This window comes from Anaerotignum sp., from assembly GCF_040307045.1.
GTDB lineage: Bacteria > Bacillota > Clostridia > Lachnospirales > Anaerotignaceae > Chakrabartyella.
Genome location: NZ_JAWRKF010000004.1, coordinates 25,708 through 39,387 on the forward strand (window position 1 = coordinate 25,708; position 13,680 = coordinate 39,387).

At 38.0% G+C, this 13,680-nt stretch carries 12 protein-coding genes; 2 read left to right on the forward strand and 10 right to left on the reverse strand.

Going from position 1 to position 13,680, the window contains the following annotated elements:
- Positions 1-80: 80 nt before the first annotated feature.
- Together ABVZ64_RS02305 and fdxA are read left to right on the forward strand one after the other, a co-directional pair.
- Positions 81-602, forward strand: a complete 522-nt coding sequence (locus ABVZ64_RS02305) for a gamma carbonic anhydrase family protein (RefSeq protein ID WP_352399450.1) — start codon at positions 81-83, stop codon at positions 600-602.
- 141 nt (positions 603-743) lie between these two features.
- Positions 744-914: a 4Fe-4S ferredoxin gene (fdxA, locus tag ABVZ64_RS02310; RefSeq protein WP_313526360.1), complete on the forward strand. Its 171-nt coding sequence runs from the start codon at positions 744-746 to the stop codon at positions 912-914.
- Between the two features lie 752 nt (positions 915-1,666).
- Here fdxA and gdhA read toward each other — a convergent pair.
- The 10 genes from gdhA to ABVZ64_RS02360 all read right to left on the reverse strand — a co-directional run bounded on the left by gdhA (position 1,667) and on the right by ABVZ64_RS02360 (position 13,679).
- A complete protein-coding gene (gene gdhA, locus ABVZ64_RS02315; protein ID WP_352399451.1) occupies positions 1,667-3,013 on the reverse strand; it encodes an NADP-specific glutamate dehydrogenase in 1,347 nt (448 codons plus the stop codon).
- Between the two features lie 495 nt (positions 3,014-3,508).
- Positions 3,509-4,552, reverse strand: coding sequence for a rod shape-determining protein MreB (gene mreB, locus ABVZ64_RS02320; RefSeq protein WP_352399452.1), 1,044 nt, complete (start codon positions 4,550-4,552; stop codon positions 3,509-3,511).
- 110 nt (positions 4,553-4,662) lie between these two features.
- Positions 4,663-5,850, reverse strand: coding sequence for a S41 family peptidase (locus ABVZ64_RS02325; RefSeq protein ID WP_352399666.1), 1,188 nt, complete (start codon positions 5,848-5,850; stop codon positions 4,663-4,665).
- 186 nt (positions 5,851-6,036) lie between these two features.
- Positions 6,037-6,936, reverse strand: coding sequence for a permease-like cell division protein FtsX (gene ftsX / locus ABVZ64_RS02330; protein WP_352399453.1), 900 nt, complete (start codon positions 6,934-6,936; stop codon positions 6,037-6,039).
- Positions 6,926-7,612 (reverse strand): cell division ATP-binding protein FtsE, encoded by a 687-nt coding sequence (gene ftsE / locus ABVZ64_RS02335; protein ID WP_352399454.1) that lies wholly within the window; start codon positions 7,610-7,612, stop codon positions 6,926-6,928. Before ftsE ends, ftsX begins: the two co-directional genes overlap by 11 nt.
- A 351-nt stretch (positions 7,613-7,963) precedes the next feature.
- On the reverse strand, positions 7,964-9,055 hold the full coding sequence (locus tag ABVZ64_RS02340) for a PucR family transcriptional regulator (protein WP_313526377.1): 1,092 nt from the start codon (positions 9,053-9,055) through the stop codon (positions 7,964-7,966).
- A 302-nt stretch (positions 9,056-9,357) separates the two neighbouring features.
- Entirely contained in the window at positions 9,358-10,212 is an 855-nt protein-coding gene (locus ABVZ64_RS02345; protein WP_352399455.1) for a YitT family protein, read from the reverse strand.
- 4 nt (positions 10,213-10,216) lie between these two features.
- Complete coding sequence (locus ABVZ64_RS02350; RefSeq protein ID WP_352399456.1) at positions 10,217-10,948, reverse strand: WecB/TagA/CpsF family glycosyltransferase; 732 nt, start codon at positions 10,946-10,948, stop codon at positions 10,217-10,219.
- The gene (gene csaB, locus ABVZ64_RS02355; protein ID WP_352399457.1) at positions 10,945-13,188 is read right to left on the reverse strand and encodes a polysaccharide pyruvyl transferase CsaB; all 2,244 of its coding nucleotides are present in this window, start codon (positions 13,186-13,188) and stop codon (positions 10,945-10,947) included. Before csaB ends, ABVZ64_RS02350 begins: the two co-directional genes overlap by 4 nt.
- A gap of 14 nt (positions 13,189-13,202) precedes the next feature.
- Positions 13,203-13,679 (reverse strand): DUF4330 family protein, encoded by a 477-nt coding sequence (locus ABVZ64_RS02360; protein ID WP_352399458.1) that lies wholly within the window; start codon positions 13,677-13,679, stop codon positions 13,203-13,205.
- Between the last annotated feature and the right edge of the window lies 1 nt (position 13,680).

Sequence of the window (13,680 nt, forward strand, 5' to 3'; positions counted from 1 at the left end):
TACTTGTCAACCTGGAAGTTACCTAGTACTATTATGTTAAACACAAACTTTCCACCCTCCCTATAGAAAGGATTGACAGTATGATAAGAAACTATAAGCACTTATCCCCTAAAATAGCTGCCTCCAGCTATATTTTTCCTGGCGCTACCATCATTGGCAATGTAACCATAGGTGAAAATGTTATAGTTTATCCTGGATGCGTAATACGAGGTGAATGTAACAGGGTTGTGATTGGTGATTATACGAACATTCAAGAGAATTCAACCCTTCATGTAGAAGAAGGGCTTGATGTAATTGTCGGTAACGGAGTCACCGTCGGCCATAACTCCATTTTGCATGGATGCACCGTAGCTGACAATGTATTAATTGGTATGGGTGCTATCATTCAAGATGGGGCTATGATAGGAGAAGAATCCTTTATCGGTGCTGGTTGCCTTGTAAAAAGAAATATGAAAATCCCACCAAGGCACACAGCATATGGTTTCCCTGTTAATGTGGTTCGCCCAATCAAAGATTCAGAGCACCAGGATATCGAACTTTCTACGGAAGAATACCAAGAGTATTTAAGGGAGATGAAGGAACAAGAAAAAAATAAGTTTTAAACATCTGAAAATATTTTATTTTTTTGTATAAAATTACACTTTTTCATGTTTTTTTCTTTAAAATTTCTCAAATATTCCTTGCACAATGTATTATTTTGATATACAATAGGCATTGTAGAATGAAGAAGGAGGTGTTTCACAATGGCTCACAAAATCGGACCTGAATGTATCGGTTGTGGCGCATGCGCTGGCGAATGTCCTACAGGCTGTATCGTTGATGCTGGCGGCGTTTTCGAAATTAAAGCTGCTGAATGTATCGATTGCGGTACATGTGTTGGTGCTTGTCCTACAGGCGCAATCAAACCTGAATAATTTTTACTTAAAAAAAGTGAGCGTATATGTCTCACTTTTTTATTTTGCAATTTACAACTGTGTGAAGTTTTCTCTTTCCCTTATCCAAAACTTTTCCAAAGATATTTATTCATTCATATCTTAACTTTTGCCCATTCTTATACTTCCTTAAAAAGTAAACCTGAACCTTTTTGATTACGTAAAAGATTAACGACCATTCATTCTCCTTTATCTGCATTCCCATTGAAACATATATTTTATATCATCATCTTTGTATTCATTTCAATTGAATAAAATGCAAAGTGTTATCTAATGCATTTTAACCTCAACCGGTTGAGCTAACCCTTTATTTTCAAACATTTTATGTACACAAATAGATCAAAAAATAATTATGTACCTTACTATAAAATATATTGGAATTTTATTATAACGAAAGGGTCTGTCTAAAACAAAACAAAAACTGTGCTTATTCTTATTTTATTTATTATAATTTAGAATTTCTTAGAAACATGAATATACAAAATATAAATTTTTATCAAGTTAACATGAAATGTCAATGCAAATTCTTAGCAACTTCAAATCACTTTTGGTTTAAATATGTTTTGAAAAGTCGAAGATAATCAAAAAAACACCCCTGTAATAATACAGGGGCGTAATCTATTAGGAATCAACCTATTTTTCATCTACTTCATCCGTTTAACCCTTATTAAACTTGATTTTTGTAAATTACACTATCTAAGATGGCTTCATTGACACCTTAAATCTTTTATTAATTATACTAATCCCTGAGCCATCATAGCTGCAGCAACTTTCTTGAAGCCAGCAATGTTAGCGCCTGCTACTAAGTCATAACCTAAACCATATTCTTCAGCTGCTTCCACAGATACAGCATGGATGTTCTTCATGATGCCTTTCAATTTGCCATCAACTTCTTCAGCAGACCAGCTATATCTCATGGAGTTCTGAGCCATTTCCAATGCAGAAACTGCTACACCACCAGCGTTAACAGCTTTGGAAGGTCCAACAACTAAGCCCTTGCTCTGAATGAAGGATAATGCTTCATTTGTTGTAGGCATGTTAGCAACTTCAATATAGTATTTTGTACCATTGTTAATAATTTTCTGAGCTTCTTCCATGTTGATTTCATTCTGTGTTGCACAAGGCATACAGATATCAACTTTAACTTCCCAAGGTTTTGTTTTAGCAACAAACTTGCAACCAAATTTATCAGCATAATCCTGAGCACGGTCACGTCCAGAAAGTCTCATTTCTACTAAGAAGTCAATTTTTTCCTGTGTTACAACGCCATCGGGATCATACACATAACCGTCAGGACCGGAGATTGTAACAACTTTACCGCCCAATTCAGCAACTTTCTGGCAAACGCCCCAAGCAACGTTACCGAAACCGGAAATAGCTACTGTTTTACCCTGCATTGTGTCACCCAAGTGAGTCAATACTTCGTTTACATAGTATGTAGCGCCAAATCCTGTAGCTTCAGGTCTAATTAAAGAGCCACCGAATTCCATGCCCTTACCTGTAAGCACGCCATTTTCCCAAACGCCTTTGATTCTCTTATACTGTCCATATAAGTAACCAATTTCTCTACCGCCAACACCGATGTCACCAGCAGGTACGTCAACGTCGGGACCAATGTGTCTATAAAGTTCAGTCATGAAAGCCTGGCAGAATCTCATGATTTCCATATCGCTCTTACCTCTAGGATCGAAGTCGGAACCACCTTTACCACCGCCGATAGGCAAGCCTGTCAAGCTGTTTTTAAAGATCTGTTCGAAGCCAAGGAACTTAATGATACCAATATATACAGAAGGATGGAAACGAAGACCGCCCTTGTAAGGTCCAATGGCGCTGTTAAACTGTACTCTGAAGCCACGGTTAACCTGAACTTTACCAGCATCGTCAACCCATGTTACTCTAAAAGAGATACCTCTTTCAGGCTCTACCATTCTTTCCAACAAACCTGTTTTTTCATATTCAGGATGTGCTTCTACTACTTTTTCAATAGAGTGGAAAACTTCTTCTACTGTCTGGATGAATTCGGGCTCACCAGCATTGCGTTTTTTAACCTGTTCCATTACACTTGCCATATAAGCGTTCATAACTCATTGCCTCCTACATTTTGTCTTTTCTTTAACTTTGTTTTAACACAAATTCTTTTTAAAAACACCTCGCCTTTGAGGCATCTTTCCTAAAAACTATGGTGATTTTATCATTTCTTTGAAAAATAAGATAACCACCATCTTGTTTACGTTGATATTATAACACAGTTTTTTCTCTTGTGTAGTATTTTTTTGAAGTTTTGTCTTTATTTTTACACAAATTTTTTCTTCAAAAATTATGCAAAAAAACGTTTAATATTTTTTTTGATACAATCTTAGTGCAAGGTAATAAACAATTACAAAAAATATCGATATAATTCGCTTTTTTGTATCAAATTAACCAATTGACAATCGAGTTGTTTTTTCACACTTTCTCACCACTGTGCTAAAGCTTGCGCTTTTCTCGAGGATGTCATACAATCTTTTTCTTCCTGTTATCATTTCTACAAAAAAAGATGCAATTATAAGAAAAATCCCTTATAATCGCATCTTAATTTATCTTCTCGTGAAAAATCCTATTTTATCTTTCTTTTCTTCCCCTGCGTTGTCTGCCATAAACTCAATATAGCGTCCGGTGCCAATGGCTACACAACTAACAGCATCCTCCGCCACCATTGCGTTGATCCCTGTTTTGCTCTGAATTAATTTATCCAATCCATAAAGCAAGCTTCCCCCACCAGTCATGACGATTCCTCGTTCATAAATATCCGCTGCCAACTCTGGTGGTGTACGCTCTAACACACCATGTACTGCATCGGTAATTGCTAATGCAGATTCCTGCAAAGCTTCTAACATCTCATCAGAGGTAACTGTAATGTTTTTAGGCAAACCAGTGATTAAATTCCGTCCTCTAACGTCCATACTTACAGGCATAGAACGCTCATAAACAGTACCAATTTCAATTTTCAATTCTTCTGCGGTACGTTCACCGATCAATACATTGTGTTTTTTCCTCATATATCGAATGATTGCCTCATCGAAATTATCACCTGCAATTTTTAACGAATGGCTCACAACTGCACCACCCAAAGAAATAACAGCAATATCCGATGTTCCACCGCCAATATCAACTACCATGCTTCCACATGCTCTGGAGATATCTATGCCTGAGCCAATGGCAGCAGCAATAGGTTCTTCAATAATATGCACACGTCTAGCTCCTGCCTGTCTTGTGGCATCTTCAACCGCACGCTTCTCCACCTCTGTAACACTACTAGGCACACAAACAGCAATCGTCGGCTTGACAAATGACCTTTTGCCCAGAGCTTTCTCAATAAAATATTGAAGCATCTTTTCTGTAACATCATAATTTGATATTACCCCTTCTCTTAAAGGACGGATAGCAACGATATTTCCTGGCGTTCTACCCAACATTCGCCTTGCTTCCTCCCCAACTGCCATAATGCTATTGGAATCTTTGTCAATTGCCACTACAGAGGGCTCCCGAATTACAATTCCCTGCCCTTTAATATAAACCAATACGCTGGCGGTACCTAAGTCAATCCCTATATTCTCGCCAAAACTCATAAAATTGAACATTGTGACGCTCCTTTGTCCTTCAATAATCCCCATTTTTCTTACAGTATACTGGAAACCGACAATTCTGAAAAGATGTTTTTTGCAAAAAATGACTTAAACTTATGTTTTCTCTACATTTTCTCATTCAGAATGTTAATTCCCTCTTTTAATTGTGTATCTTTATCCTCAGGTATCTGGTCTCCTTCTGCATATCCCTCAGGCAATTGAACCACTTTATCAGGTGTAATTCCCGTACCATGAATGGAAGTGCCATTGGGTGTGTAGTATTTTTGAATCGTTATATTTAAACCAGAGCCGTCGGGTAAGGTAAACAGCCTTTGAACCAACCCTTTTCCAAAGGTCTGTGTGCCTACTAAAGTTGCAGTTCCTGTATCCTTTGCCGCTCCGGCAAAAATTTCTGATGCACTTGCACTGTTGCCATTCACCAATACTACCATAGGAATATCTAAATATTTATCATCACAGATGAGCTCTTCTCGTTTCCCATTCTTATCCTCAGTATACACCATAAGTCCCTGCGGTAAAAGCTCCTCACCAATACGATAAACAGCTCGAACCAGTCCACCAGGATTATTCCTTAGGTCTAAAATTAGACCCTTCATACCCTGTTCTTGCAAAGTTTTCAATGCTTCCATGAACTGATCATAGGTATTTTCTTTAAATCCCGTTAGTTGTATATATCCTTTTTCGTTATCAATCATTCGACTTTCAACGCTTTTCATAACAACATCTTCCCTAGAAATTGTAAAGGCATGATTTTGCCCATCACTCTGGCGGTAAACTTCCACTTCAACAGTGCTTCCTACGGGTCCACGCATTTTATCTGCAACAACATCTAAGGTAAGCCCCGAAACATCCAACCCATCCACCTTTTTAATGATATCGCCCTCTAAAATACCAACCTTCTGCGCAGGATATCCTTCCATCAAAGAGTAAACTGTCACATCTCCATTTTCCGTTTGATAAACCTTCACACCTATCCCTTGAAAATGACCATTGTTGTTTTGCATATATTGTTTCAGATTATCAGCAGTCATATAATATGTATACCTGTCGCCTACGCCAGCAACCATTCCTGCATACATACCCTCTTTCACCATATCCGAATCATAATCTTCCACATAATATCTATCCAAAAAGTCCTCTATTAAATTGGTTTTCGCTGATTTTGTCATGCCTACTTCAAAAGGTAAGTACTCCCACGGTATCCATTGCTGAACCAGAGCAGTTCTAGAAATCAAAGCACAAACAACCACAACCGCTAACGCAGATCCAAACCCCTTCCAAAAATCCTTCATCTTCAATTTGCTCGCCTCATTTTCTTACGACTTTCTTTTATCCTATGAAAACCAAATGAAAATCATACCCTATCACTCTCAGTAAAAAACCATCCTACCTTGGCCTTCTTTTAAAGCTGCCCCTGCAAGTTTTGCTTCAGCGGTATCTTTCCAAAAAAGTCCATCTGATAGAATGGTTTCTAAAGTTTATACCCGCAAATGCTTACGGATGGAGGTTATACTACCGATTACCCCCAAAATAATACCAAATCCCAAAGCTACTGGGAATAGCACAATAAATATATCACCCATAAGCTTAAATTGGATCATTTTGATTACTGGGAAGTAGTTGTAAATCGAACTAATAATCTTTGCGTAAATCGGCATACCAATGAGTAGTGGTATGATTGCCCCAACCATACCGATGATCACGCCCTCAATGATAAAGGGCCATCGAATAAACCAATCCGTTGCACCAACGTATTTCATAATATTGATTTCAATTCTTCTGTTCACAACTGAAATCCGAATGGTATTCATTATAATCATAATGGAAATCATACCTAGAATTAACATTACCAAAACACTTGCTATGTTAAATACCTTGTTGGCTTTCATAATTAGCTCTGTTTCTGTTTGTCCATGACGAATATTATCTATGCCGTCAATTCCTTTCAAAGCCGTCAGAACGCTACCTTGACTTTCTATCTTATCCAACGTAATTTGAAACGAGTGGGAAAGTGGGTTGTTTGTGTCGTTTAACCCTTCAAAAATATCTTCCTCTGCACCCCAGTCATCCTTCAGCGTTTCCAAAGCATCTCCAGGGGAAACATATTGCACATCCATAACATGGTCTATTCCCTTGATCTTTGTTTTCATATCTTCAATCTCTTGACTAGTAGGGCTGCCACTAATGAAAACGGAAATACCAATAGAGTCCTCCATTTGTTGCAAAATATGCTGCAAATTGGAGGCCACACAATAAGAAAAGGACATGATTGAGATACAAGCCATTACTGCAACAATTGAGGCCATTGTCATCAGAAAATTCTTCTTTAATCCGCTTAGGCCTTCTCTTAAAAAATATTTGATTGTACTAGGCCTCATCACAATAACCACCTTTTTTAATATCTCTAACAATGTGTCCCTGATTCAAAGTTACAACTCTTTTTTGCATATCATCAACGATATCCCTTGCGTGGGTGGCCATAACAATTGTGGTTCCACGCTTGTTAATATCATCTAATAACTGCATGATACCCCAAGCAGTTTCTGGATCTAGGTTACCTGTAGGTTCATCACAAATTAAAATTGGTGGATTGTTTACAATAGCCCTGGCCAAGGCAGTCCTCTGTTGCTCGCCACCCGAAAGCTGGTTGGGATAGCTACGTCCCTTTTTACCAAGGCCCACCAACGCAAGCACCGCTGGTACGTTCCTACGAATAATACGGCTGGGTGCTTCAATGACCCTCATTGCAAAAGCAACATTTTCATAAACCGTTTTGTTCGGCAACAGACGAAAATCCTGAAAAACAACACCCATATTTCGACGTAGATAGGGTATCTGGGTTCTGCTTAATTCATTCGTTTTCACACGGTTAATGGTAATGTCCCCAGAAGTTGGATCCAGTTCTTTTAATAGCAGCTTGATTAGGGTGGATTTCCCCGACCCGCTAGAGCCTACAATAAATACAAATTCTCCCTTTTCAATGTGCAAATTCAAATTTTCCACACCACGGGAGCCATTTGGATATGTTTTCGTTACGTTATTGAGCCAAATCATTAACGTATCTTCCTTTCTTTATCAATTTTAAAAAAATATGAACAAAATATCATATTTCTCCATTTTTCCTTATAAAGCACCATAAAAGTATAGCATAAAACAAAGGGCTGAACAACCCTAAACCGACATACGGTTTCATGCAAATTATTAAAATATTGTTAAGAGCATCCTTTCTTACCATATAATAGTTCCTCATAATTTGTAACAAGATCCTATTATGAGAAAGTGCCTATGCATAAAATGCCTTATCATCCTTAACATAAAAGAAGCAGGTATTGGTTTAGCCAAACCAATACCTGCTTCAAACTCAAACTTTTATGGAATTCGTCTAGATACTATCTTGTAGCTTAATTAATAAGCCATCTTATCCATATAAATCATGTACTTGCTTACCATTAAGGTGATTTTGAAAATAATTGCATCATCAAAGTTTCTTAAATCCAAACCAGTCATTTTTTGCAGTTTATCCAATCTGTAAACCAATGTATTTCTATGGATATACAACTGACGACTTGTTTCGGAAACGTTCAAGTTATTCTCAAAAAATTTGTTTACAGTTGCCAAGGTTTCATCATCAAAATCATCCATTGTCAATCCATGAAGAACCTCTTTGATAAACATACGGCAAAGAGGCAGAGGTAATTGATAAATCAAACGGCCAATACCTAATTTTTCATAGTTTACTATAAACTTTTCTGTTTCAAAAATCTTTCCTACTTCTAATGCCATTTTCGCTTCTTTGTAAGAACGAGAAACATCTTTCAAGTCACTTACAATGGTACCGCTAGAGATATAAACACGGCTGTTTGTTTCGGCATTTAATGTTTCTTCAATACTCTTTGCAATACGATCGATATCATCTGAAGTTTCTTTATCCTTTAATTCTTTCACTAAAATAATACTGTGTTCATCAACAGCTGTTACAAAATCTTTTGTTTTTGCAGGGAAAACACTTCTTACAATCTCTACAACATTCATTTCCTTATCGATATTTGTTTCAATCAAATATACGATACGGTGAACGTTATTTTCGATATGTAGCTTTTTCGCCCTACTGTAAATGTCAACCAAAAGTAGGTTATCAAGCAACAGATTCTTAATAAAGTTATCCTTGTCATATCTTTCTTTATAAGCAACCAGTAAACTTTGAATCTGGAAAGCGGCAATCTTACCAATCTGGTAACCGGCCTCATCCTCACCCTTAACCTGAATCACATATTCGGGCACACCATTGTCATAGATTTTGAAATACTGATACCCCAAAATCAACTGACTTTCCGCAGGGGAACTGATAAAGTTCTCAACCGCATCAATTTGTCGGCCGATCATGTTTTCTTCTGTTGTGGCGATAACTTTACCCTCTTTTTCCACCACACTTAGTTCCTTGCGTGTGATGTTCTTTAAACCGTCAATTGTGCTTTGCAAAATCTGATTGGAAATCATAGCGCTCTCACCTCAAGCTAGTATTTTTATGCCTCTTTATCCTTGATCAGCCACCTCTAAAAAAATAAGAAGACTGTTAAATATGACGAAAAGAAAACTCTTTGTCTATTGATAAAATAGCCTAATCCTATTTTATAACATAATCACAAAAAAATAAAGAGAATTTGCAAAAAAAACATACAAAATCTCTTTAAAATTGAATTTTACATAAAAATGAGTCTATTTTTTTATTTAAACTGTCCCATACCGAACATTTTTCGTATCTTTTTAGATACATAGTAGGGGAAAAACTATTGCTTTTTCTACTTTAGCATAATTCCCTCTCCTAAAACTTCCCGAATATCCGTAACCAATAAAATGGCACCACGGTCAATATTCATGATAATACTCTTTGCACCTTGAATCTCTTTTTGAGAAAAAATACAAAATAATATTTCTTTTTTGGGTTCGCCTAGGGTTCCTTTTCCACCAAAAACTGCGACATCCCTTTCCAATCTAAAGTTTAATGCCTCACCAATTTCATAGGCTTTATCAGAAATTACTATGGCACCCCTTACAATGTCTCCACCTTCCAAAACCCACTTCGTACACCTTTCAGAAATGAAAACAGATAGTATGGCATACAAACCATTAATACCACCAAACATTAACATACCGGATAAAATAATGATGGCATCCATTATGAATATTTTTTTAGATATTGAGGGCCTTGGCCAAGCTTTCTGAAGCAAAGAAGCCGCTAGATCAACCCCACCCGTTGTTGCTCCACATCTTAACACCAAGCCTAAACCAATACCAACCAAAACACCACCATATACCGATGATAAAATGAGGTCTCCTGAGTAAAAAGTAACCCCCTGTACTAAAAAAAGCATTAGCGAAAATAAAAGGGAGGTCAAAATTGTTTTCCCAACAAATCTGCCTCCCCGCATCCTCCAAGCCGCTAGAAAAAGAGGAAAGTTTAAACCAACGTTCACCAACCATAGGGGCGTAGGGAAGCCATATCTTGCAGTTGTAAAGGCGCTGAGCATAATGCCAATACCAGTTACTCCCCCCGCAACCAAATGAGCAGGTTCCAAAAAACACTGAAATCCCACCGCCATAGCTGCTGTTCCGCATATTCTTAAAACCCAATCCTCAATTTTCATTCCGTTCATATCATTATCTCCGCTTCCTCGTTTTCAGGACCGTGAAAGCAAAAATAGGTAATCGCATCATTCTACGCCATCTTGTGGGTTGCGTAATTAGGCGATAAAACCATTCCAACCCGAATTTTTGAAACACCTTGGGCGCTCTTTTTACATTACCTGCCATTACATCAAAGCTTCCTCCAACACCGATGGAAACCTTTGCTCCAAATAGACGCATATTTTCATAAATCCATTTTTCTTGTTTTGGCGCTCCCAGTCCTACTAACAGTATGGACGGAGATGTTTTTTTTATGTCATGTATAATCTTTTTTTCCTCTTCCACATCAAAAAATCCGTTATGCACACCTGCAATTTTAAGCCCTGGGTATCGTTTCATCATTTTTCTTGCTGCCTCTGCAGCAACTCCAGGTGCACCGCCAAAGAAATAAAGTGTATGATCTGTTCCTGCCAATTCGGCAAAAAGGTTTTGTGTTAAATCATAGCCCGCAACACGTTCTTTTAACCGAATAGAACTGTACTTTGATGCCCAAACCACACCAATTCCATCAGGAACAACCATGTCCGCTTCACGCAAAACAGACATAAGTTCTTTATCCCTTTGAGCCTCCATAACAATTTCCGGATTCGGCGTACAAACAAAATGCTGCCCCTCTGTGTTTAATAGCAATTTCACCCTCGCTACTGCCTCTTTCATTGTTACGGCATCAAAAGGTACATTTAAAACCTGTGTTATTTTCCTCATTTCCTCCGCCCTCTTCCATGCTGTAAAAGTTTTGCCAAATACTTTTCATTTTGGTGTGCTTTTTCTTCCAACAAAGCTTCTTTCTCGCATAAAATATCGATATATTTTCCCCTATCACGGATAATATCATCCACCATTTCCAATGTTTTACCCATGTCAAATTCTTTTAATTTTCCCCCACTAGGCATTTCTAGCTTCTCTAAATAGTATTCAATTTTTGGATCGTAGATAAATCCAATTAGTGGAACTTTCTGCCGTGCTGCAAAAATTAAAGTGTGTAAACGCATACTCAAAATAAAGTCCGCCAAGCTAATCACACCCATTACTTCATAGGGTGAGTAATTGTTGCGTAAAATATAAGCGTTTTCCTTCATCTTTTTCCGAACCTTTTCACTCACTGTGATATCATTCGGCATTTGCATTGCAAGAAATACTATGGTTCTATCGTATTTTTCAACAATGGTATCACAAAGCTTCGCAAAGCGATCGATAAATCGATCCATCTCTTTCCAGTTTCGAACAGAAACAACAACCAACGGTTTATCCAGAGGTATCCCCTCATCCTGCAATAAATGCCTTGCGTCCTCTTTTGGAATGCTCTCCATTGTAAATACAGGGTCTGCAGTTACAAAACACTTCTTGGCATTAACCCCCATAGATAGCAATTCATCGTAGGAGTTTTCTTCTCGCAGAGTGATTAAATCTGCACGATTCACAACCTGCTTTACAAGTCTCCTGTTCCTTTTGCCAGAAACAGGACCAATTCCATTTGCATATAGCATTACCTTCTTGCCCATCAACTTAGCTGCAATGGTAATGGAAAGATAGTACATCAAAGATCGAGTACTAGTGCTGTCTTGCAATAAAGATCCACCGCCACTCAAAAGAACATCGCACCCTTTAATTGCACGCAATACATCTAAAAATCCAAAACGATAAACCGCTTCAATCCCATATTTATCCCTAGTACCCGTAGGATTATTGGACAGAACTGTAATATGGTAGTTATCTCCCATTTCTTGAATATTTTTATGCATAGAGATCATAATGGCCTCGTCACCAGTATTGTTAAAGCCATAATAACCACTCATCACCACGTGATACTGGGGTGTGTGCAGTTCCTTCCATGCAGTATCATAGGCATTCACACAATCAAGTGCCATTTTAGACACCGAGTAATATTGGAAAATTACTTCTCTGCCATATGCCCCCGCTTCTCTACGTTGTTCCGGTGTCATCTGGTTGAAAGTGAAAACCACATCTTGATACAATTGCTTTTCTGTAGATAGTTCACAGCCACGACAGCAAAAATTATTTTCCTGTGCCAGTGCAAGCTTGTCTCTACCGAAAATACCAATGTAGCCTTCATTTCCTGCTACAATTGTAGTTTTTTCTGCCGCCATAGCTTCCAAGGCCGCACGGCTAACACCAACAAAGACATCCGCCACAGCTACCAATTCATTGATATCCGTTCTAGCTCCCGTCATAGTAATACAATTATTCCCAATTTGTTTGTTTGCCTCGTTGCTCTTTGCCAAAAGCTCGTCGTAAACATCTCCACCACCAACAATAATCATTCTTAACCCAGGAATCACCTTTGCAAGAGATGGCGCAAGGGAAATCAACTGCCTTGCCACCAATGCACGGCTTTCATCCATACGGCTAACATAGACCAAAGTTGGCTCTTCATCCTTCAGCCCAAATTCTGCCCTAACTTTACTTCCATCGGTTGAAGGCGAAAATTTATCAGTATCAATACCATTTATGGTTACAAAAATGTCTTCATTGCGCACTCTGTAATTTTCAATTAAATATCTTCGAATATCTTCACTTACGGCAACAACCTTTTGCCCCCAGTTTGTAAGATATTTTAAACCCATGCCTGTATAAAAAACCCAGTGGGCAGAAGTCACAAATGTAAACTTCTCCTTCTTATATAGCAAACCACAGATAAATCCAGGAATTCTTGCATGGGAATGTACAACATCTATCTTTTCTTTGCGTATAATCTTTTTCAACAGAAAATAGGACTTAATCATCTTGAAAACATTACGCTGATTCATAGGCACCTTATAATGCCTAATCCCTACTTCTTCAAGCTCTTTTTCGTAAACACCACCATTAGATGCAACTATGATGTCAAATCCCTGTTTCTTTAACTCCTTCGAAAGCTCAACGACATGGGTTTCTGCTCCGCCAATTTCCAAACCCATTAATGCCATTAAAATTTTGTACCTCATATCCATCCCGCCTGTCACATTTCAATATTTGTAACTTTGATTGTTGGCTTTGCATATTTCGTAAATGCATTCATTTCGGAATTTACTTTTAGCTCTACTACACCATCTACAAAGTATCCGTCCTCTTTTTCAATTACCGAACCTTCAATGGTCATTGTTACTCTATAATAGTCTGGGTATTGGGCTCGAATCATCCCCCCTGTACCATCAGGTAAATTATAAAATAAAGGTTCATATTCAACAGCTTTAATCTCACCAATGCAAATCCCTGTTTTTTCATCAAAGATTAAGTCGCCTTCATGCAGTGCATCCACGGTTGGCTTTCTAACCTTGTCAACAAAAGCAGTATATGTGGCCTTGGTTGCTGACTCATCAACACCCGATGATTCCACACGATTTATAACGCCTACCTTTATGATAGCCAAAACAACCACAGCTACTAACGCCAATATAATGAATATATCTACCACATTTGGTCTTTTCTTGGCCATC